This window comes from Micromonospora sp. RHAY321 (assembly GCF_023896955.1).
Taxonomy (GTDB): Bacteria; Actinomycetota; Actinomycetes; order Mycobacteriales; family Micromonosporaceae; genus Micromonospora.
On sequence record NZ_JAMHIW010000006.1, the window covers coordinates 84,430 to 103,646 of the forward strand.

Annotated in this window: 22 protein-coding genes and 2 pseudogenes; 8 read left to right on the forward strand and 16 right to left on the reverse strand. The window is 74.2% G+C overall.

Translation table 11 applies throughout. The annotated features are described in order from the left end of the window. The first annotated feature begins 238 nt into the window (after positions 1–238). From M8C17_RS15870 to M8C17_RS15905, 8 genes are all read left to right on the forward strand, one after another. On the forward strand, positions 239–1,426 hold the full coding sequence (locus tag M8C17_RS15870) for a hypothetical protein (RefSeq protein WP_252417233.1): 1,188 nt from the start codon (positions 239–241) through the stop codon (positions 1,424–1,426). Beyond that, positions 1,413–4,133 carry a nitrate- and nitrite sensing domain-containing protein gene (locus M8C17_RS15875; RefSeq protein WP_252417234.1) on the forward strand — a complete coding sequence of 907 codons (2,721 nt, stop codon included), beginning with the start codon at positions 1,413–1,415 and terminating at the stop codon, positions 4,131–4,133. The genes M8C17_RS15870 and M8C17_RS15875 overlap by 14 nt, the downstream gene beginning before the upstream one ends. Further along, positions 4,130–4,606, forward strand: coding sequence for a roadblock/LC7 domain-containing protein (locus tag M8C17_RS15880; protein ID WP_252417235.1), 477 nt, complete (start codon positions 4,130–4,132; stop codon positions 4,604–4,606). The genes M8C17_RS15875 and M8C17_RS15880 overlap by 4 nt, the downstream gene beginning before the upstream one ends. Next, entirely contained in the window at positions 4,603–5,076 is a 474-nt protein-coding gene (locus M8C17_RS15885; protein ID WP_252417236.1) for a DUF742 domain-containing protein, read from the forward strand. The genes M8C17_RS15880 and M8C17_RS15885 overlap by 4 nt, the downstream gene beginning before the upstream one ends. Next, positions 5,054–5,815, forward strand: a complete 762-nt coding sequence (locus M8C17_RS15890; protein WP_252417237.1) for an ATP/GTP-binding protein — start codon at positions 5,054–5,056, stop codon at positions 5,813–5,815. Before M8C17_RS15885 ends, M8C17_RS15890 begins: the two co-directional genes overlap by 23 nt. Before the next feature lie 38 nt (positions 5,816–5,853). Continuing rightward, the gene (locus M8C17_RS15895; protein WP_252417238.1) at positions 5,854–6,384 is read left to right on the forward strand and encodes a hypothetical protein; all 531 of its coding nucleotides are present in this window, start codon (positions 5,854–5,856) and stop codon (positions 6,382–6,384) included. A 36-nt stretch (positions 6,385–6,420) separates the two neighbouring features. Beyond that, positions 6,421–8,667 carry an AAA family ATPase gene (locus M8C17_RS15900; RefSeq protein WP_252417239.1) on the forward strand — a complete coding sequence of 749 codons (2,247 nt, stop codon included), beginning with the start codon at positions 6,421–6,423 and terminating at the stop codon, positions 8,665–8,667. 105 nt (positions 8,668–8,772) lie between these two features. Further along, positions 8,773–9,708 carry an SMP-30/gluconolactonase/LRE family protein gene (locus tag M8C17_RS15905; RefSeq protein WP_252417240.1) on the forward strand — a complete coding sequence of 312 codons (936 nt, stop codon included), beginning with the start codon at positions 8,773–8,775 and terminating at the stop codon, positions 9,706–9,708. 49 nt (positions 9,709–9,757) lie between these two features. Here M8C17_RS15905 and M8C17_RS31875 read toward each other — a convergent pair whose 3' ends face one another. The 16 genes and pseudogenes from M8C17_RS31875 to M8C17_RS15985 form a co-directional block, all read right to left on the reverse strand. After that, positions 9,758–10,111 (reverse strand): gas vesicle protein K, encoded by a 354-nt coding sequence (locus M8C17_RS31875; RefSeq protein WP_252417241.1) that lies wholly within the window; start codon positions 10,109–10,111, stop codon positions 9,758–9,760. Then, positions 10,108–10,320: a gas vesicle protein gene (locus M8C17_RS15915; protein WP_252417242.1), complete on the reverse strand. Its 213-nt coding sequence runs from the start codon at positions 10,318–10,320 to the stop codon at positions 10,108–10,110. Before M8C17_RS15915 ends, M8C17_RS31875 begins: the two co-directional genes overlap by 4 nt. Then, positions 10,317–11,144, reverse strand: coding sequence for a GvpL/GvpF family gas vesicle protein (locus M8C17_RS15920; RefSeq protein WP_252417243.1), 828 nt, complete (start codon positions 11,142–11,144; stop codon positions 10,317–10,319). Before M8C17_RS15920 ends, M8C17_RS15915 begins: the two co-directional genes overlap by 4 nt. Positions 11,145–11,310: 166 nt before the next feature. Next, positions 11,311–11,463: pseudogene (gvpJ, locus tag M8C17_RS32300) on the reverse strand (gas vesicle protein GvpJ); the annotation flags it as partial. Positions 11,464–11,512: 49 nt separating this feature from the next. Next, entirely contained in the window at positions 11,513–11,860 is a 348-nt protein-coding gene (locus tag M8C17_RS31880) for a gas vesicle protein (protein ID WP_252417245.1), read from the reverse strand. A 5-nt stretch (positions 11,861–11,865) separates the two neighbouring features. After that, entirely contained in the window at positions 11,866–12,225 is a 360-nt protein-coding gene (locus tag M8C17_RS15935; protein WP_252417246.1) for a gas vesicle protein GvpG, read from the reverse strand. A 3-nt stretch (positions 12,226–12,228) separates the two neighbouring features. After that, positions 12,229–13,005, reverse strand: a complete 777-nt coding sequence (locus M8C17_RS15940; RefSeq protein ID WP_252417247.1) for a GvpL/GvpF family gas vesicle protein — start codon at positions 13,003–13,005, stop codon at positions 12,229–12,231. 209 nt (positions 13,006–13,214) lie between these two features. After that, positions 13,215–13,400: pseudogene (gene gvpJ / locus M8C17_RS32305) on the reverse strand (gas vesicle protein GvpJ); the annotation flags it as partial. Between the two features lie 35 nt (positions 13,401–13,435). Further along, positions 13,436–14,689 carry an SRPBCC family protein gene (locus M8C17_RS32040; protein ID WP_305884698.1) on the reverse strand — a complete coding sequence of 418 codons (1,254 nt, stop codon included), beginning with the start codon at positions 14,687–14,689 and terminating at the stop codon, positions 13,436–13,438. 2 nt (positions 14,690–14,691) lie between these two features. Further along, positions 14,692–15,111 (reverse strand): hypothetical protein, encoded by a 420-nt coding sequence (locus M8C17_RS15955; RefSeq protein ID WP_252417249.1) that lies wholly within the window; start codon positions 15,109–15,111, stop codon positions 14,692–14,694. Positions 15,112–15,387: 276 nt separating this feature from the next. After that, positions 15,388–15,897 carry a GNAT family N-acetyltransferase gene (locus tag M8C17_RS15960; RefSeq protein WP_252417250.1) on the reverse strand — a complete coding sequence of 170 codons (510 nt, stop codon included), beginning with the start codon at positions 15,895–15,897 and terminating at the stop codon, positions 15,388–15,390. A gap of 141 nt (positions 15,898–16,038) precedes the next feature. Beyond that, entirely contained in the window at positions 16,039–16,872 is an 834-nt protein-coding gene (locus M8C17_RS15965; protein WP_252417251.1) for a hypothetical protein, read from the reverse strand. Positions 16,873–16,896: 24 nt separating this feature from the next. Next, positions 16,897–17,550: a DUF3618 domain-containing protein gene (locus tag M8C17_RS15970; RefSeq protein WP_252417252.1), complete on the reverse strand. Its 654-nt coding sequence runs from the start codon at positions 17,548–17,550 to the stop codon at positions 16,897–16,899. Between the two features lie 20 nt (positions 17,551–17,570). After that, positions 17,571–17,966 (reverse strand): phage holin family protein, encoded by a 396-nt coding sequence (locus M8C17_RS15975; RefSeq protein WP_252417253.1) that lies wholly within the window; start codon positions 17,964–17,966, stop codon positions 17,571–17,573. Then, positions 17,963–18,625 carry a hypothetical protein gene (locus M8C17_RS15980; protein ID WP_252417254.1) on the reverse strand — a complete coding sequence of 221 codons (663 nt, stop codon included), beginning with the start codon at positions 18,623–18,625 and terminating at the stop codon, positions 17,963–17,965. The genes M8C17_RS15975 and M8C17_RS15980 overlap by 4 nt, the downstream gene beginning before the upstream one ends. A gap of 135 nt (positions 18,626–18,760) precedes the next feature. Continuing rightward, positions 18,761–19,165 (reverse strand): DUF3263 domain-containing protein, encoded by a 405-nt coding sequence (locus M8C17_RS15985; RefSeq protein ID WP_252417255.1) that lies wholly within the window; start codon positions 19,163–19,165, stop codon positions 18,761–18,763. Positions 19,166–19,217: the final 52 nt, after the last annotated feature.

The window sequence follows — 19,217 nt, forward strand, 5'->3', positions numbered from 1 at the left end:
GTGAATTCCGATCTTCGGCGGATATCCACCTCGATCCCTTCATGTCACACCCGCCGATGGAACACAGCGTGCCGGCAACACGGACGAATAGTGACATCGCTCGAACTGACGCAAAACTGACTCACCGACGACCGGTTGGCCAACGGAGGGTTCGGTTAGTTTTCCGGTCCGGTGCACGGGACTCATCGGCGAAACCCGACACCGCGCGACCCCCTGCCCGACGCCGGAGGAGACACACATGACAGTCCCCGCGCCGCGGGTCCGTCGACGGCCGTCCATGGTGGGTCGGCTGCTGCCGCTGCTGCTGATCACGGCGCTGCTGGCGCCGGTGGGTCTGCTCCTCACGCAGACCTGGCGGCAGACCGGCGACGACCGGGACCTGGCCGCCCGGGAACGGCTCGGCGTGCAGTACCTCCGCGCCCTCGCCCCGGTCACCGGCGCACTGGTGGACGCCCAGTCCGCCGCCGTCGGCGGCCGTCCCGTCTCCCGGGAGGCGCTGACCCGCGCGGTCGAGGAGGCCGCCGCGGTGGACGGCCGGATCGGCGCCGAGCTGCGCAGCCAGGAACGGTGGGCCGGGCTGCGGGCCAAACTGGAGGCGCTGCGCGACCGTGTCCCCACCGACCCCGAGTCCGCCTACACGGCGTACGGCGAGGTCAGTGACCTGCTGCTGGCCCTGCACCGCAAGGTTCGGGAGAGTTCCGGGCTGGTGCGTGACCCGGGCGCCGACTCCTTCTTCCTCCAGGACAGCGCCGGTCAGGAGCTGCCCGAGGCGGTGGTGTCCGCCGGCCGGCTCGCCGACCTGGGCACGCTCGCCGCTCGGCGTCCGGCGGACCAGCGGACCCGCAGCCTGTTGGAGCTGACCGGTCTGCGGGTTGCCGCCCTGACGCCCGCCACCGACCTGGTCGACAACCTGCGCGCCGCGGTGGACAGCTCGGAGAGCACGGACCTGGGCGCGAACGTGCTGACCCCGCTGGACACCTACCAGCGCTCGGTGGAGGCGCTGGCCGCCTCCTCCGCCCCGGCCGCCGGCACGCTGGACCCGGCCCGGCTGGCCGCCGCCCGGCTCGATGCCCACACCGCCGCCCTCCAGCTCCAGCCGGTCATCCTCGGTGAGCTGGACGCCCTGCTGGTCGAACGCATCGACGGGTTGGACCGGGACCGGTGGGTGACCATCGGCGCCGGGGCAGCCGCCGTGCTGCTGCTGGGTTGGCTCGGCGCACTGCTGACCGCAGCCACCCGTCGGGCCCGCCGCCGGGCCGCCATGCCCGCCCCGCCCGCGCAGAGCCGCGACAGTACGCCGCCGGGCGACCCCTGGCAGCCGCCGGTCGGCGCCGGCCGACCCGGCGACGCGCGGCCGTTGCAACCGGTGGGCGCGACGCACAACCCGGAATCCGCCCAGTGGGGGCCCTTCGATGCTGCTCGCTAGGCTCCGGATCCGGGGCAAGCTCGCGCTGCTCGTGCTGATCCCCCTGCTCAGCATGGTCGGCCTCGCCGTGCCCGTGGTCCTCGACCGGGTGGCCGCGGCGCAGCGCGCCGACGACATCGCCGAGCGGGTGCGGCTCGCCAGCCGCGTCGGCAGCCTGGTGCAGGACCTCCAGCAGGAACGCATCCTGTCGGTGGGCTTCCTGCTCGGCCGGGTGGAACGCGCCGAGCTGATCCGCAAGACCGCGGACGTGGACGACCGGGTCGCCGACCTGCGGGCCGCGGGAAGCGACGCGCTGACCGACCGGATCGACCACGCCCTGTACCGGGTTTCCAGCCTCGTCGACCTGCGGACCGCCGTGCTCGCCCGCTCGGCGAGCCCGACCCAGGTGATGGACGCCTTCGGCCCGGTCAACCGGGGAATGATCGAGTCGCTGCGGCTGCCGTTCAGCGTGGACACCGACACGCGGCCGGGCCGCCAGGTGCTGGCCCTGGACGGGCTGCTGCGGGCCGACGAGGGGCTGGGCGCCTGCGCCACCCTGATCGTGCTGGTCAAGGCGACGGACAGTCCACAGGCCAGCGCCGCGTACGTGGCGTGCATCGCCGCCCTCCAGGTGGACAGCCAGCGCTTCCGCGCCCTCATCACGCCCGAGCAGTTGACGGTGGCGCGGCTCAACGACGTGGCGGTGGCCGCCCGTACGAGCCCCGACTTCCTGGTCAGCAGCTCCCGGGACCCGGCCGGCGCGATCCGCGACGTGCCGCTGGACGCTCTCTTCCCGTCCGTCCGCTCCATGATCCGGCTCGGCCAGTTCGTGGAGAAGAAGCTGGTCGCCGACGTACTGGCCGAGGTGACCGCCGAACAGCGGCGGGCGCTGACCGCCGCGTACCTGGTCGGAGGCGCGGCAGCGCTGATCCTGGCGATGGTGGTGCTGCTCAGTGCGGTGGTCGCCCGGACGGTGGCCCGGCCACTGACCCGGCTCACCCTCTCGGCGGACCGGGTCGCCCGGCTCGCCGAGGCGGAGCTGGTCCGGGTAGCCGACGACGAGACGGAGATCGCCCAGCCGGTCCGGCTGGATCCGGTGGACATCCGCGCCCGCGACGAGATCGGGGACCTGGCGCGGGCCTTCGACCGCGTGCAGAGCACGGCGGCCCGGCTGGTCGAGCGGCAGGTCGCCGGCCGGCGCAACGTGGCGCAGATGTTCGGCCACGTCGGCCGCCGCACCCAGAACCTGGTGGGTCGGCAGATCGCGCTGATCGATCGGCTGGAGCAGCAGGAGGCCGACCCGGGCCGGCTGGAGCACCTCTACCGGCTCGACCACATCTCCAGCCGTCTCCGGCGTAACGCCGGCAGCCTCGTGGTGCTCTCCGGCTCGGCCGGGGCCGACGCGCACACCGCGCCGGTGCCGCTGGCGGACGTGGTCCGGCTGGCGCTCGGCGAGATCGAGGACTACACCCGGGTGGAGGTGCGGGTGCCGGCGGGCATCTCGGCCGCACCGGCGGTGGTCGGCGACCTCGTGCTGGCGATGGCGGAGCTGATGGAGAACGCCACGGTCTTCTCCCCGCCGCACACCCGGGTGCTGGTGGTCGGCGAGTCGTCCGGGCTCGGTGCACGGATCACGGTGGTGGACAACGGCATCGGCATGAACGAGCAACGGTTGGCCGAGGAGAACGCCCGGCTCACCCGCCGGGAACGCCTCGACCTGACGCCGACCGAGGTGCTCGGTCTCTTCGTGGTGGGTCGGCTGGCCCGCCGCCACGGCTGGACGGTGAACCTGGCCGCCACCCCCGGTGGCGGGGTGACAGCCCGGCTGGAGATCCCGCCGGCGTCGCTGGTGCTGCGACCTGCCGACCGGGCCGGGGTCACCGTGGCACGGGCCGCGGTACCGGACCGGGACCGCCGCTCGCCGGCCGCGCACGACCGCGACCGGGGTACGCGGTCCCTCACGCCGGCCGCCCCAGCGGCTGCCGCCGGCTTCGACTCGGACCTGCTCAGCCGTGCCAGCCGCAGCCTGGAGTCGGGCAGGTCGTGGGACGCGTTCGGTGCCGGCGCCTCCGTACCGCGGCAGATCGGCGCGCCCGCCGACGCCTCGGCGGCGCCCGCCCCGGTCGACCTCCCGGCAACCGACTCGGGCCTCCCCCGCCGACCGGCGCGTGGCACGGCCGGCGGCCCGGGTATCGCCGGTGCCGGCATCGGCCAGCCGGGCCGTACAGGGCCGGGACGCCCGGAACCAACGGGTACGGCCGGCCCACGGGTCCGGCAGCGGGTGCCCGGCGCGAGCCTGCCCACCACCGTCGCGCCGGTCGGGCCGGTGGACGCCACCAACGCCGACCCGGCCGCCGCCCGCGCGCTGGTCGAGGCGTTCCAGGCCGGCGTGCGACGGGCCGAGCGGAGTGTGCCGACGGCCGGAGCCGGATCGGCGGTGGTGGTGGACCCGGGCGTGACCCTCGACCTGCCGGCCACGCCGGGCGGTCTCGGCCCCACGGCGGCGGACACCGACGGCTCGGCCGGGGCCACCTCGGGCCGGCCCCGGCTGAGCCGTCGGGTACCGGGAGCCAACCTCACCGTCACCCCGCCCTGCCAGGCGGCCAGCTCGCACCTCGGGGACCCGGCCGAGGTCCGCGATCTCATCAGGGAGTTCGAGGCGGGCGTCGCCCGTGCTCTGCGCGAAGTCAGCCCAGACCGTCGGAACGAAGAAGGATCATCACGGTGACCAGCCCCTTCCTGCACGACAACGTCGACCATCAGAGCCAGTCCGGCGCCGTCGGTGACCTCAGCCCGGAGGCCCGCACGTTCAACTGGCTGCTGGACTCCTTCACCTCCAGCACGGCCGGCGTGCTGGAGGCGATCGCGGTCTCCTCGGACGGGTTGCTGATGGCCATGTCAGCGATCAAGGACCGCTCCAACGCCGAGCGGCTCGCCGCCGTCGTCTCCGGCATGACGAGCCTCGCCGGCGGCGCCGCCAGTTGGTACGCCCTGGGCGGCCTGAACCGGGTCATCGTCGACATGGCCGACGGCTACCTGCTGATCAGCGCGATCAGCAGCGGATCGGTCCTCGGCGTGGTCGCCGACCGGTCGGCGAACCTGGGCACCGTGGCGTACGAGATGACGCTCTTCGCCGGACGGGCCGGTGGCGCCCTCACGCCGCGCTTGATCGTCGAGCTGAAGAACGCCGTCCAGCAGTGACGCCCGACGTCGCCGGCGAGGATCCGGATCCGGAACCCGGGGTTCGGATCCGCCCCTACCTGCGTACGCCGCCCACCGGTGGCGGCGCGTCGGCGGCGCTGCCCGAGCCGGGCGGTGAGGGGCCGGGCGGTCCCCGTCCGTTCGTCCTCACCTCCGGGCGGGTGTCCGGCGCTGATCCGGCGATCGGCCTGGAGACGCAGGTGACCGCCCGCGCGGACGGCGGCTGGTGGGCCGGCGCGCCGGCCGCCCTGCTGGCACCGGAGCTCCAGGCGATCATCGCGCTCTGCGTCGACCCGATCTCGGTGGCCGAGATCTCGGCCCGGACCCGGCTGCACTTCGGCGTGACCCGGGTCCTGGTCGGCGACCTGCGGGCCGCCGGGCACCTGGACGTGCACGTCACCGACGCCGACGACGCCTACGACCCCGACCTCATCCTGCGAGTGATTGATGGACTCCGTGCGATCTCCTGAATGGCCGGTCGCCCCACTCGGGGGGCTCGCCGGCAACAGCGCCGCCGCCCGCTACGGCACCTCGCCGGTGCCCGCTCCCGCGCTCGGACGCACCGACCAGCCACCGGCCGCGCCAACACCGCCGTACGGGCAACCGACCGGTGCCGGGTCGCCGCCTCGGGCCGGCCGGCCGCCGGCCGCGCCTCCGGTCCCGGTGAAGATCCTGATCGCTGGCGGGTTCGGGGTGGGCAAGACCACCACGGTCGGCGCGATCTCCGAGATCGCACCGCTGACCACCGAGGCGGAGATGACGACCGCCGGGATCGGTGTGGACGACCCGGGCAACCGGTCGACGAAGACGACCACCACGGTGGCGATGGACTTCGGTTGCGTGACCATCGACCGCAGCCTGAAGCTCTACCTGTTCGGAACGCCGGGGCAGACCCGGTTCGGCTTCATGTGGGACGACCTGGCCCGGGGTGCGCTCGGCGCCCTGGTCGTCGTGGACAGCGCCCGGCTGGACGACTGCTTCCCGGCGATCGACTTCTTCGAGCGGGCCGGGCTGCCGTTCGTGGTCGGGGTCAACGCCTTCGACGGGCGGCTGGCCCTGGAGCTCGCCGAGATCCGGTGGGCGTTGGCCATCGGGGATCATGTACCCCTGGTGCAGTTCGACGCCCGGGACCGGCTTTCGGTACGGGACGCCCTGCTGGTCGTCCTGGACCGTGCGCTGGACCGGGCCACCCGGGACAGGAGGGCCTGAGCCGACCGGCTCCGGCCGTGACGGGAAGGGGTGATCTGGTGAGGGGTGACCTGGACGAGACGCTGGCCCGGTTGGCCCGGCGCGAGGAGGCGCTGCGCCGGCGGGCCAACGACCGTGACGACAGCGAGCCACCGCCGGGTCCGGTGGGTGGGCCGGTCCAGCCCGCAGCCGGCCGGACCGACGCCCGCAACGCCGGGCCGGGCCGGCACGACGCCCGGCACGCGGGACGGGAGACCCAGGAGCTGGCCGGGTGGGGTCCGGTCGAGGAGGTGGCCGAGGCGGTACGGCAGGTCGTCGGCGCCCACCCGGGGCTGGCGGTGACCGTCCGTGTCGAGCACGCCGGTCGGACGTACCCGCTGCGGGTCTCCTGGAACGGTCCGGACGTCACGGTCGGTCCGGAACCCTCGGCGGCCCCGGTGGCACCCCCGCCGGCCTGGCCGCTGTCGGGCCGGACGGTGCCGGCCTGGGCGCCCGGCCCGGACGGGCTGACCCCTGATCCGGCGGCCCGGCTGGCCGAGCTGATCCGGCGGGACCCGTCGCTGTTGGACGAGCTGGATCCCCGGCGGTGACCGGCGGGGCTGGCCGACGGCGCGTACGGTCGGGCGGTGGCGCAACCTGACCTGACCCTGACGGCGAGCCTGCGGCCGGCGGCGCTGGACGCCCGCCGGGGCATCGTGCGGCTGCACCCGGAGGTGCTGGCCGCGCTCGGGCTGCGGCCCGGCGATCCGGTGCGGCTGGCCGGCCGCCGGGAGACGGCCGGAATCGTGGCGCCGGCCGAGCCGGGCGCGGGCGCCGCCCTCCTGTACGCCGACGATCTGACGCTGGGCAACCTCGGCCTCCGGGACGGCGGTCAGGTGCGGGTGACCCCGGTGCCGTTGACCCCGGCCAGCCGGGTCACCCTGGCCGGGCCGGTGGAGGTCGTCGCGGCGGTCGGTCCGGAGATGCTCCGGCTCGCCCTGCTGGGCAAGGTGGTCACCGCGGGCGACGACGTGTCGCTGCTGCCGCAGGACGTGCTGCCGGACGCCTCGGTACGCGCGCTGATCGAGGCGGCCCGGCGCAGCCTCGCCAACACGGTCGGGTTCGCCTGGACCAGCACCCTGCTCACCGTCGTGGCGGTCGAGCCGGCCGGCGGCGCGCTGGTCACCATGGACACCCTGGTCGGCTGGGAGCACGGCCCGGTCACCCACGGCTCGGTCCCCGGCCGGCTCGCGCCGGCGGAGCGGCCCCGCGGGGATGCCGGCGGGTACCGGCCGGCCGCTGCGGCTGCGGCGGTCGACCCAGTGGACGACGACGCGCCCGACGTGGAGGAGCTGCCCGGCCTGCGGGCCCAGGCCGAGGAGTTGACCGAGCTGCTCGACCTCGGCTTCCACCACCGGGAGGTGCTGGGCCGGCTGGGCACCACCATCTCGTTGGGAGTGCTGCTGAGCGGGCCGGCCGGCTCCGGCAAGTCCGCGCTGGTCCGGGCGGTCGCGGCCCGGGTCGGCGCCCGCGTCCACCCGCTCTGGGCGCCGGAGGTCGCCGCACTGGCCAGTCAGACTGCCGCCGACCGGTTGCGCGCCGCGGCCACGGCGGTCCGGGCGGGCGGGCCGGCCGTGCTGCTGGTGACCGACGTGGAGGCGCTCGCTCCGGCGGACGAGCCCGCCCCGGTGGCCACGGTGTTCCGGCAGGTGCTCGCGGAGACCGTCCGGGCCGGCGTCGCCGTGGTCTGCACCACCGGCCGGCCCGAGGCTGTCGACCCGGCCCTGCGCGCGCCGGACCTGCTGTCGCTGCGGATCAGCATCCCGCTGCCCGACCCGGCGCTGCGCCGCGAGCAGCTCACCGTGCTGACCCGGCAGGTGCCGCTCGCCGACGACGTCCGGTTGGACGAGGTGGCGGGGCGTACCCCCGGATTTGTCGCGGCGGACCTGGCGGCGCTGGTCCGGGAGGCCGGGGTACGGGCGGCGCTGCGGCAGAAGTCGGCCGAGACGCCGACCGTGTCGATGGCCGACTTCGCGGCAGCCCTGGAGGTGGTCCGGCCGACGACGATGGCCGCGTCCACGCTGGAGCTGGCCTCGGTGACCCTCGACGACGTGGGTGACCTGGTCGAGGTGAAGCAGACGCTGACCGAGTCGGTGCTCTGGCCGCTGACGTACCCGGACACGTTCGCCCGGCTGGGCGTGCAGCCGCCGCGCGGCGTGCTTCTCTACGGGCCGCCGGGCTGCGGCAAGACGTACCTGGTCACGGCGCTGGCCGGCTCGGGGCGGGCGAACGTGCTCTCGGTGAAGGGCGCGGAGCTGCTCTCCAAGTGGGTGGGTGAGAGCGAACGGGCCGTCCGCGAGCTGTTCCGGCGGGCCCGGGAGGCGGCCCCCACGCTGATCTTCCTGGACGAGGTGGACGCGCTGGCGCCGGTCCGTGGCCAGGCCAGCGACGGGGGCACCACGGATCGGGTGGTCGCCGCGCTGCTCACCGAGCTGGACGGGGTGGAGACGCTGCGCAACGTGGTGGTGGTCGGCGCGACGAACCGGCCGGACCTGGTCGACCCGGCGCTGCTGCGGCCGGGCCGGCTGGAGCGGCTGGTGTACGTGCCGCCGCCGGACGGCGCGGCCCGCGCGGAGATCCTGCGCGCCTCCTCCCGGAACGTGCCGCTGGCACCGGACGTCGATCTGGCCGCGCTCGGTGGGGAGCTGGACGGCTTCTCCGCCGCCGACTGCGCGGCGCTGGTCCGGGAGGCGGCACTCGCCGCGATGCGGGAGTCGTTGACCGCCGCCACGGTGACCGCCGCGCACGTGGCCGCGGCCCGACGCCGGGTTCGTCCGTCCCTGGACCCGGCGCAGGTCGCTGCGCTGGCGGCGTACGCCGCCGGCCGGTCGTGATCCACGAAAACTGATCCAGGAGTCAACCTTTCGCGACGGCCAGAGTGTTCCTACGACGTCAGATTCCCCAGTGGAGACATCCACGACGACGTCAGGCGGTGCTTCTTGCGCAAGCTGCTCGCTCTTCTCGCCGTTCCCCTGGTGGCGGCGGCCACCCTCGCCACGGTCGGTTCGCCCGCGACCGCCCATCCGGCGAAGCCGTTTCCGGCCCGGATCGCCCTGCCCGACGGGTTCACCCCGGAGGGACTGACGATCGGACACGGCACCACCACCGTGTATGTAGGGTCCATATTGGACGGTGCGGTCTGGCGGGGTGACTTACGCACCGGACGCGGCTCGGTGCTGATCCCGGGCGTGCCCGGCAAGGACAAGGCCGGCCTCAAGCTCGACCAGCAGGGCCGGCTGTGGACCGCCGACTTCTCCGGCGGCGGCGCCAGCGTGTACGACGCGGAGACCGGCGCCGAGCTGGCCCACTACCAGTTCACCGACGAGCCGGGCAGCTTCGTCAACGACCTGGTGATCACCAAGCGGGCGGTCTACTTCACCGACTCGGCCCGCCAGGTGCTGTACGTGGTGCCCCTGGGCCCGGGTGGCCGCCTGCCGGCCGCCGGCAACTTCCGGGTCCTCCCGCTCACCGGCCCGGCCGCCACGCCGGACGTCTACCACAACGGGATCGTGGCGCTGCCGGACGGCGATCTGCTGGTCGCGCAGATGCTGCCCGGCCGGCTGGTCCGCATCGATCCCCGCACCGGCGGCAGCCGCCTCGTCGACCTCGGTGGTTACTCGGTGGAGCGGGCCGACGGGCTGGTGCTGCGCGGGCACACCCTCTACGTGATCCGGAACCTGACCAGTGTCATCGCGGTGGTCCGGCTGAACGCCGGTTACACCGCCGGTGTGGTGCAGCGGGAGATCACCGGCCCGCAGTTGCGGGTGCCGGCGACCGGTGACCTGCTCGGCTCGTCGCTGTACGTGGTGAACGGCCGGTTCGACGTCGAGTCGACGCCGGACACCGACTACGACATCGTCCGGGTGCCGGCCTGATCCACGCGGTCGGCGGCGGCCCTCTCGGGTTGCCGCCGGCCGGGTCGGGTCAGTCCGTGGGCAGCAGCGGACCGAGTGGGCCGAGGTCCAGGTTCAGGTCCTCCGGGGCGAGGCCGAAGTGCTCGCGCAGCCCGGCCATCTGCTCCTCCAGCGCCATCAGCGTCACCCCGATCCGTTCGACCTGCTCCTCGGTCAGGTCACCGAGGTCGACCCGGCGCAGCGCCTGCCGCTCCATCAACTGCCGCAGCAATTCGACGACGGTGAGCACCAGGCTGGCCAGCCCCCGCTCGACCGACTCCCGGTCCACGGCGATCCGGGCGTCCAGCGGGGTGACCCGGGGCGGTTGCCACGACTCCGCGCCCAGCGCGGCGGTGAGCTCCGCCGCCTCGTCCCGCCCGCTCACGCCGCGTCCTCGGGCGGGGCCAGCGCGCCGACCGAGGCGACCAGCGCACGCAGCGAGATGCGGACGAGGTCCACCTCGGCGATGGCCAGCGTGATGTCGCCGCTGATCACGACCCCGGTGGCGAGCACCCGGTCGAGCAGGTCCACCAGCGCGACCGGGCGGTACGCCAGCGGATCGTCCGCGCTGCTCGGCGCGAGCGCCGTGGTCACCACGGCTCCCGCACGGTGAGCGCCGGCTCCGGCCGTTCCGCCACGAAGGAGTACGCCGGCCACGGCCCGGTCAGCTCCAGCCGGATCTCGGGGTGCCGGTCACTCAACGCGCGGACCAGGTCGGTGAAGGCGGGCAGCGCCGCGAGGTCCAGAAGGTACGCCCCGTTGAGCACCATCGGGGTCGCCACCCCGGACAGTCGCCGGTCCTGCGGGGCGTGCCGCCGGCCCGCCACGGCCAGCTCGCACAGGGAGGCGTGCACCGCCTCGGCCGCCGCACTGGCCGCCTGCTGGCCCTCCTCCCGGGCGGTCAACTGCGCCCGGCGGCGGCGCAGGTACGCCGTCCCCACCCCTCCGCCGCCGACCGCCGCGGCGCTCGCGGCGGCCGCACCCGGCACCAGGTAACCCTTCACACCCCACTCGCCGCGCCCGGTGAGGCGATCCAGGGTGGCGACCAGTTCGGCCCGACGGGCGGCGAGTGACTCGGCCACCCGGCTGTCGTCGGTGTGCACGGTGGCGAGGCGGGCGGGCACCACCGGCCCCTGGCGGGCCAGCGCCTCGACCACGGCGTGATGCGTACGGGCCGCCCGCTCCAGCCAGGCCAGGTCCTCCAGGTTGCGGCGCAGCGGCTGCTCGCCGTACTCGTCCAGCGGCGCGGTGCTGACCACGGCGACCAGCCCGGCCGCGGAGACGGTACGGACCGGAGCACCGTCCATTCCGGGGATCGCCGCCAGCGCCGCCGGATCGGCGTCCCGGACCACACCGTGCAGCCAGGCCCCGGCGGCCGGGGCGGCCCGGTCGGCGGCCAGCTCAGCCGTCGAAGTCATCCCACTCCTCCAGTTCGGCGTCCCGGCGTCGCGCCCGGGCCGCCACCCGCGGCCGGCGCTCCGCCTCGACCTGCTCCGGGTCACGCGGTCCCGGCTCCAGCGGAGGCCGGGCCCGCGAGCTGAGCCAAGGGTCGTGCTCCCACCAGTCGATGCCGATCTGCCGCGCGGTGTCGACCGACGCGATGACCAGCCGCAGTTTCAACGTCAGCAGCTCGATGTCGAGCAGGCTGACCCGGATGTCACCGGCGATCACGATGCCCCGGTCGAGCACCCGCTCCAGGATGTCGCCGAGATTGGCCGGCTCGTGGCCGGCGGGCAGGACCTGCCCGGAGTTCTGCACGACCGACGGAGCCTGCGGTCTGGTCATCTCACCCCACCTCGCCCTTCCCGCGCTGGTAGCGCCGCACCCGTCGGTAGCCGAGCAGCCCGCCCTCGATGTCGAGTTCGACCTCGTAGAGGCCGAGCAGATCGGTCGACGCGGGAATCCGGTGATCCTCGACCACCTCGACCCCGATCAGCCAGCCGTCGTCTGTGGCCTGGACCGAGGTGGCTCCGACCGGGTCCCGGCCGGACAGCTCGACAACCTGGCGCAGCCCCTCCCGGACCGCCTCGGCGGCCGACACGGGCTCGACGTACTCCTCCTCGTCGTACTGATCGGCGTCGTCGCCCTCCGGCTCCCGCCGGCGCGTGCGTTCGCCGTCGCTGCGGATTGCCACCTCGCTCACCTCCCCCGCCGCCGGTCCGGGTCACCCGGCCGGTCGGCACGCCGTCGCTGGCCGGTCCCCCGTGGCCCCCCGGAGCGGGCCGGGCGGTCACCCTCCCGGCCCGCGCCCGGGGCAGCGCTACGAGCGCCACCACCCGTGCCAATCAGCCGGTCCAGGACCTGCTGCTGTCTCAGGTCACGCTCCTGCGAGGTGATGTCGCCAGCGGCGGCCGCCGCGTCCAACTCCTCCAGCTCACGCCGGACGTTGGCCGGGTCGTACCGCTGCGACTCCGCCTCCCGCGCGATCACCTTCACCACGGCGGTCAGCCCTCGCATCGGGGCGTACGGCAGGGTCAGCAGCCCCCAGAGGATGTCCATGCGTCACTCCACCAGCTGATGGGCGCTGACGAAGTCGTACGGGGCGAGCGGCCCGAGCAGCCGCATCCGGATCAGGTCCCGGCGCTGCTCGGCGAACTCCTCCAGCACCCGCACGAACTCCTCCTCGTCGTCGGCGGCGACCAGGAAGGCGACGTTCATCGCGTCCAGTTCGCTGCTCGGTGGGCGCGGCGCGTGCGCCACCGCGTACGGGGTGAGCAGGTCGATCAGCGCCCGGTTCTCCGCCTCCCGGCGCAGCTCCACCCCCTGGCTGATCATCTCGCCGAGCCGGATCCGCTGTTCTCTGCTCTCCGCCTCCGGCCGGCCACGCACGTGGTCGGCGAGCGCGGCGGCGGAGGGGTTCTCGGCGAGGAAGTCGCTGATCATCTCCTCCTCGTCGAAGCGGCCGTGCACGGTGTACTGCAGCCGGTCCTCGAACTCGTCGAGGGCGGCGGCGAACCGGTCGTGGTGGGCCTCCAGCAGGTCCTGGACCGCGTCCGGCCCGGTCACCACCGTGCCGAACCGGACCGGCAGCACGGGGGCGACGGCCGCCGTCCCGTCCAGCAGCGTCTGGTACGCGGTCAGGTCGGCCGGGCGGCCCATCGGCTCCTCCAACCCGACCTCGCTGACCAGCGCGGCCAGGTCGCCGTGCCGGACCACGGTCACCTCGCCCGGCGGGTTGCCGACCCCTTCCGCGTCCGGGGTCGGCTCCACGTCGGACGGCACGATGCCGTAGATGAACAGCCCGGCCTCGCCGGCCGGCTGGGCCTGCTCGTCGGTCATCTTCACCGCTCCTCGTCCCGGCGTCGGCGTGGCCGATCCCGCCCCCGGTCGGAGCCGCGGTCGCTCAATGAGTCCGCGACCGCCCCGCTGATCTCCTGGGCCGCCTTGCCGAGGCCGGAGATCGCCTTGCCCTTGGTCGCCGCCCCGGCCGCGTCTCCCGCCAGGTCGGGCAGCCCCTTCGTGCCCTTGGGCACGATGCTCAGCCGGTCGACCGTCTCGGCGAACCGCAGGTACGTGTCGACGCTGGCGATCACGATCCGGGCGTTGATCTCCAACAGCTGAATGCCGACCACGGCGACTGACACCTGCGCGTCGATCACCACGCCCTTGTCCAGCACCGTCTCCACGACGTCGGCCAGAGTGCCCCCGCCGCCGCCTCCGCCGCCGCGCTCCAACGCGCCGCCCTGGCGTCCGCTAGTCGTCGCGATGCTCACTGGTCACGGTCCTCACGTCGACGGCGGACCACCGGCCGTCGTGGTGCCTCCGGCGCCCGACGGGCGGCGGGGCGGGGGCGCTGCGGCTCCTCGCGCGACTCCCGCTCCTCGAGCGACTCCCGTCCCTGCCGGGGTTCGCGCTCCTGGCGCGGCTGGGGGCGGCGGGCCCGCTCCGGCTGGCGCCGGCGCGGTGGAGGCTGCTCTTCCTCGGGCTCTTCCTCCTCGTACCCCTCGTCGTAGTCCTCGCCCTCGTCGTACGCCTCGTACTCCTCCTCCTCCGGGGGCCGGCGGCGCTCCGGCGGCCGACGGCGGCCGCGCTCGGTGGGCCGGCGCCGCTCCTCCTCCGACTGTTCCTCCCGCTCCTCCTCGGGCTCCTCCGCCCGGCCCTGCTCCTCGCGGGCCTCCTGCTCCTCGCGGAGCGCGGTCTCGTGGTCCTTGACCACCTGGGAGTCCTCGATCTCGCCGCGCCAGCCCTCGACCGAGTCCAGGTTCAGCACGGTAGAGGTCATCACGTGCCGGACGAAGTGCTTCAGCTCCAGCCGCACCCGCCGGCCCTGGGCGCGCCACAGGTTGCCGGTGTGCTCGAAGAGGCCCTGCGGGTGGTACTCCAGCACCACCAGGATCCGGGTCAGGTCCGGGGTGACCTCGTGGAAGCTGACCGTGCCGTCGACCGAGCCCTTCTCGCCCTTGGACCGCCAGTGGATGAGCTTGTCGGGCACCTGCCGGACGATGGTGGACTCCCAGGTCCGGTGTGACCAGAAGACCTGCGCCTTCCAGGTCAGCTTCTCGTCCGACGCGGTGTCGACGTTCTCGACCTTCTTCATGAAGCTGGGGAAGTCACCGAACTGCGTCCACTGGTTGTACGCGGCCCGCACCGGCACGCCGACCTCGATGGTCTCGACGATGTTGGTGACCTTCTGCTTCTTGCCGCCCTTGTCGCCGCCCTTCCCGCGTACGCGGCCGAGAGCCGACATCACCTTCTCCTTACCGCCGGCCATCCCGGCATGCACCATCGCCTTCATCGGTGACCCGCCCTCGGCGAGCTTCTGCGCGCCGGTCGCGGCGGCGATCAGACCGGGCCCGCCGCCCTGGCGCGCGTACTCGCTGAGGCGGCCGGTCGCGCCGGTGATCCGCTCGCTCACCACGCTCATCGCACGCTCGCCGATCGCACCGGCCAGGTTGCGCACCTCGTCGGCCAACTGGCCGCGGAGCTTGTCGCCGAGACCGCCCGGGTTCGTGTTCGGGGCCATGGTCACCGCCCCCGCCGCTGCTCGGCCGCCGCGTCGTCCCCGTCGGGCTGGTCGGTCGCGTCGCGGTCGCTGTCCCGACCCGCGCCGTCGTCGCCGGCACCGCTCTGGTGGCCGGAACGGCTGCGCAGGGCGTCGGCCGAGCCGCGCAGCCGACCGGTGAGGGCATCGACCCGGCTGCCGGCTGCGGCGGTGGCGGCGGCCTTGCCGGCGTTGACGAGCGGCCCGCCGAGGCGGCCCAGACTGCTCAGTTGGGGCGAGGCGTGCAGCACGTCGGTGCCCCGCTTCACCAGCCCGCCCGCGTCGCGGCTGGCCCGGCCGGCGGCGACCGCGGCGGCCAGGGTGAGCGCGGTACGCAGCTTGCGGCGCCGACCGAGTAGGTAGCCGAAGCCCACTGCCAGTCCGATTCGTGTTCCGGTCTTCATCAGCTCTCCTTCGCTCCCCGAAGGGTCCGGACGCCTGCCCGGTGGAGGCCGAGAAGGGCTACCGGGGAATTGCGCGAACGATTCCTTGGATCAGGCGTCCGTATCTGCGGACCCGGCGGGCAGTACCCGCCGACATTCCGCCGAAACCCTGTCGGCAATTCCCGTCAGGAAGCCGGAAAGGCCATCTGGAAATGCAGCACCAGACGGCTCAGATCGGACTTTCGGGCGACAATGAGCAGGGAGAACGACAGGAAAGGCGAAACCTCTGAATTAATGTCAGAGGGCCGGGGGCGTCGAATCGAGGCAGATTTCGGCGCGCACCTTGTCGCCATCCTCACGCAATTTCGCACCGCACTTCCTCAGCACGGCGACCGCCCCGACATTGTCCGGCGTCGTCTCGGCCACCACGGCGCGCATGCCGGCCCGGGCAGCGGCGTTCAGCAACTCCCGCAGGGCGGTCGCGCCGATCCCCTGCCCGCGCGCCGACCGCCCGAGCCACATGCCGGCCTCCACCGTGCCGGGCTCGTCACAGCGCGTCATGCGGACCATGCCCATGACCTCGCCGCCGACGAGGATGGCGTACATCTGGGAGCGGGTCGGGCCCGCCAGGCCGCCGAAGCTCGCGCGGTGGAACTCGCGGAAGGCCTCCCGACGGGCGAGCGACCAGCCGGCGGGAGCGTCGACCGGAGGCATGACGTCGCCCGGCTCAGCCTCGGCAGCCGCTACGGAGAGCAACGGCTCCAGGTTCCGCTCGTCCACCGGCTCCAACCGGACCGCACCCGCCACGTGCCGCAGTCTGCCGCCCTCATCGGCCGAAGTCCACCCCATTGGCCATCCACTGGCGGTCCGGTCACCGGTATCGGCCGGTCGGGCGGCCAGGGTGTTCCACCTCACGCTCCGTTGCCACCCGGCCGGTTGGGGCGGCGCTCAGACCGCCGGCCCGAACTCGCAGAACACCACCGAGGCGTCGTCGGTGGGCTTGTGCCGCCGCAGCCGGTCGGGGTGGTCGCGCTCGGCGTCCCGGACCCGATCGACCAACGCGCCCGGCCCGTCGGCGCTCAGCATGTCCAGCAGCCCGGCCCAGTCGGTCAGCCCGAACTGCTCGACCGCGCTGGACGCGCCGTCGCTGAGCAGCGCCGCCCGGCGCACCGCCGCCGGCCCCCGCTGCGGCAACGTCCCGGTCACCGCGTGGAAGGCCGCGTCCGGATCGGCCGCCGCCACCCAGTAGCCGTGTGTGCGGTTCATCCGCTCCCGCTGGACCCCCACGGCGTTGCGGAACCGGGTGACCGGGTCCGTACCGCCGGCCGGCACGGTGGCGACCGTACGGCGCAGCTCCGCCATCGCCGTCTCCAGCCGGTCGTCGGTCACCACACTGACCTGGCCGCCCGCGTCCAGCACCAGAGGGCTGTCGCAGAGCACCAGGTAGTCCACCTGATCGCCACAGTCCCGCAGCAGGCAGACCGTGCTGGACGGCGTACCCGGGTGGTCGAGGTCGCACTGCCCGCCGTGGTCGGCCCGAACGGCGAGGATGGCCGCGGCCAGGTTGCTGGTCAACCGGGCCGACGGGCGCGCCGCCTCGGCGACGCCGAGGCGGGCGGCCAGGTGCCGGACGTACCACTCCGGCCCGTGTACGCAGCCGGTGTCGAAGCCTTCCGGAACGGTGGCGCCGTCCAGGACGCCGACCAGCGGGCCGAACCGGAAGACCAGGTCCTCGTTGACGGGCCGGCCCGGGGCTGGCGCCGACGCGGAACTCACCCGCATCATCGGCGCCGGCCCCGGGTCACCTCAGCGCTGCCGGAGGTCGTCGGCGGCAGCATGCGCCTGCCCCTGTACCTGACCAGCGGCCGAGCGGCCCTGATCCCGGACGGCGGACACCCCCTGCTGGGCGGTGGACCGTACGGACTGCGCCGCCTGCTGCGCGGGCTCCCGCATGTTGTCCCGGACCTGGTTGCCGACCTGGCTCGCCTGCTCGCGCAGCTCACCGGAGTGCTCGCTCACCATGTTCCGGGCACGGCCGGCCATCTGCCGCTCCCGGCCGCTCGGCGGGACCAGCGAGGCCGCCAGCAGCCCCACGCCGAAGGCGACCAGGCCAGCCGCCAGCGGGTTGCCCTGCGCCTGCTCGCGGGACTGCTGTCCGAGCGAGCGGGCCTCGTCCCGCGCCGAGTACACCGCGCCCCGGGACTGCTGCCCCAGCGACCGGGCCTGGTCGCGTGCCGAACCGGCCATGTGCGACATCCGCTCGCTGGTCTCCTGCCCCATGTGACTCGAAGTGCCCATCACCTTCTCCTTCGCTCGGGTGAACGCGCCCCGGGCCTGCCCGACACGGTCACCGGCGATCCGACGCGGGTTGACCTTGTCGGTCAGCGCGTCGACGTCACTGCTCAACTCGTTGCGGGTGCTCTCGATCTCCCGCCGGATCTGATCAGGATCACTCGACATGACCGCTCCCTCCGACTCGTTCACCGGCCGCGCAGGGCGCCCGGCATCTCCCGGGCGGTCTGCTTCGTCCGGGGCAACACCGCACGTGCCCGGCGCAGCTCGTTTCGGGCGTTGACGAAGAGGCCAGCAGCCACGACGCCCCAGACGACCGCGACGATCAGCGCCGCCCAGCCCTGGTCCATCACGTTCGACAGCCCCCACCACGCCGCGAACGACACGAACAGGATGGCCAGGAACCCGGCCAGCCCCGCACCGCCGAACATGCCACCGGCCTTGCCGGCCTGGCTCGCCTCCTCGCGGAGCTCGGCCTTGGCCAGCTCGACCTCCTTACGCATCAGCGTGGAGAGGTCCCGGGTCACGTCACCCAGCAGGTCGCCGACCGATGCCTGTGTCCGCTCCTTCTCCGGGGCGCTCACAGTGCCACCCCGCCCGGTACGTCCGGGTCGCGGCGCCCGGCCGGCGAAACGTTCTGCGCCCGTGCGGTCCCGGTGTACGGCTGATCGGGCTCGTACGGCTGCGGCCCGGTCCCGGCTGCCTGGCCCTGCGGAGCCGGTGCACCGCCGGACATTCCGCCGCCACCACCACTGGTCAGACCACGGGTGAGCCGCCCGACCAGCAGACCGGCCACCGCCGCACCGGCCAGGAACGTCCCCGGATGCTGCCGCGCGTACGTCCGCACGTCCTCCAGCACCTCACCGGGCTCCCGTCCGTCCAGCCAACCGGCGGCCCGTTGGGCGGCGTCGGCCGCCCGGCGTACCGCCTGGCCGGCCATTCCGGAGTCGCCGTCCCTTTCGGCCATCGAGTTGAGCCCCTGCCCCAGATCGCGCAGCCCGTCAACGGCCCGTTGCTGTTGCGACCGGGCCTGCTCACGCAGCTGGTTGGTGGCCTCCCCGGTCAGGTGCCGCGCCTGCTGGCGCGCCTCGGTCGCCACCTGCCCGCCCTGCTCAGCGGCGGCGTGCGCAACCTGGCCGCCGGCCTGCGTGGCCTGCTGTCCGACCCGGGATGCTTCCTGCCGAGCCTGCTGCCCGGTTCCGGTCGCACCCTGCGATGGCCGGCTCGGGTTCATACCCGTCATAGCCCGCTCCCTTCCTCGGCCCGAAGCCGCGCGACAGCGACCCGGGACCCGTCCCGCCTACCCGTCGCACGCGGCGACATGCTTTCGCCGTTCGCGACGGGTCGGACACCGGGGACGGGCCTCTCAGACGGGCGGTCAGCGACGGCGGTTGCGGGCGCGGGACGACCGGAGCCGGCGGAGCCGGCCGATCAGCACGGGGTCGGCGGCGAGCGCCGCGGGATTGTCGAGCAGCGCGTTGAGCAGCTGGTAGTACCGGGTCGAGGAGACCCCGAAGGTGTCCCGGACGGCCTGCTCCTTGGCGCCGGCGTGCCGCCACCACTGCTGCTCGAAGGCGAGGATGGCGCGTTCCCGCTCGGTCAGCCCCGCCGCAGGGGCGGCCGGTTCGGCTTCGGCCCCGGCATCCGGGGCGGGATCAGCGGTGCTCTCGACGGACGGCGCCGGCCGGGGTGTCGGGACGGTCGGCCCACCACCGGTCGACACGGCGCCCGGACGAGCGTCGGTGGACGGCTCGGGGGCGGTCGGGGTGGTGTCGGCGGGCATGACGCTCAGCCTAACCAGGGACGACCCGGGTCGCAGCAGCCGACGCGGCCGG

Excerpts from the sequence above, each read along its gene's own strand:
- M8C17_RS15935 (WP_252417246.1), bottom strand. The coding sequence starts at position 12,225 with ATGGACATCCTCTGGGGGCTGCTGACCCTGCCGTACGCCCCGATGCGA.
- M8C17_RS15870 (WP_252417233.1), top strand. The coding sequence starts at position 239 with ATGACAGTCCCCGCGCCGCGGGTCCGTCGACGGCCGTCCATGGTGGGT.
- M8C17_RS15940 (WP_252417247.1), bottom strand. The coding sequence starts at position 13,005 with ATGACCGACGAGCAGGCCCAGCCGGCCGGCGAGGCCGGGCTGTTCATC.
- M8C17_RS15985 (WP_252417255.1), bottom strand. The coding sequence starts at position 19,165 with ATGCCCGCCGACACCACCCCGACCGCCCCCGAGCCGTCCACCGACGCT.
- M8C17_RS15965 (WP_252417251.1), bottom strand. The coding sequence starts at position 16,872 with ATGCGGGTGAGTTCCGCGTCGGCGCCAGCCCCGGGCCGGCCCGTCAAC.
- M8C17_RS15890 (WP_252417237.1), top strand. The coding sequence starts at position 5,054 with ATGGACTCCGTGCGATCTCCTGAATGGCCGGTCGCCCCACTCGGGGGG.
- M8C17_RS15970 (WP_252417252.1), bottom strand. The coding sequence starts at position 17,550 with ATGTCGAGTGATCCTGATCAGATCCGGCGGGAGATCGAGAGCACCCGC.
- M8C17_RS15955 (WP_252417249.1), bottom strand. The coding sequence starts at position 15,111 with ATGAAGACCGGAACACGAATCGGACTGGCAGTGGGCTTCGGCTACCTA.
- M8C17_RS15875 (WP_252417234.1), top strand. The coding sequence starts at position 1,413 with ATGCTGCTCGCTAGGCTCCGGATCCGGGGCAAGCTCGCGCTGCTCGTG.
- M8C17_RS15920 (WP_252417243.1), bottom strand. The coding sequence starts at position 11,144 with ATGACTTCGACGGCTGAGCTGGCCGCCGACCGGGCCGCCCCGGCCGCC.
- M8C17_RS15980 (WP_252417254.1), bottom strand. The coding sequence starts at position 18,625 with ATGACGGGTATGAACCCGAGCCGGCCATCGCAGGGTGCGACCGGAACC.
- M8C17_RS32040 (WP_305884698.1), bottom strand. The coding sequence starts at position 14,689 with ATGGCCCCGAACACGAACCCGGGCGGTCTCGGCGACAAGCTCCGCGGC.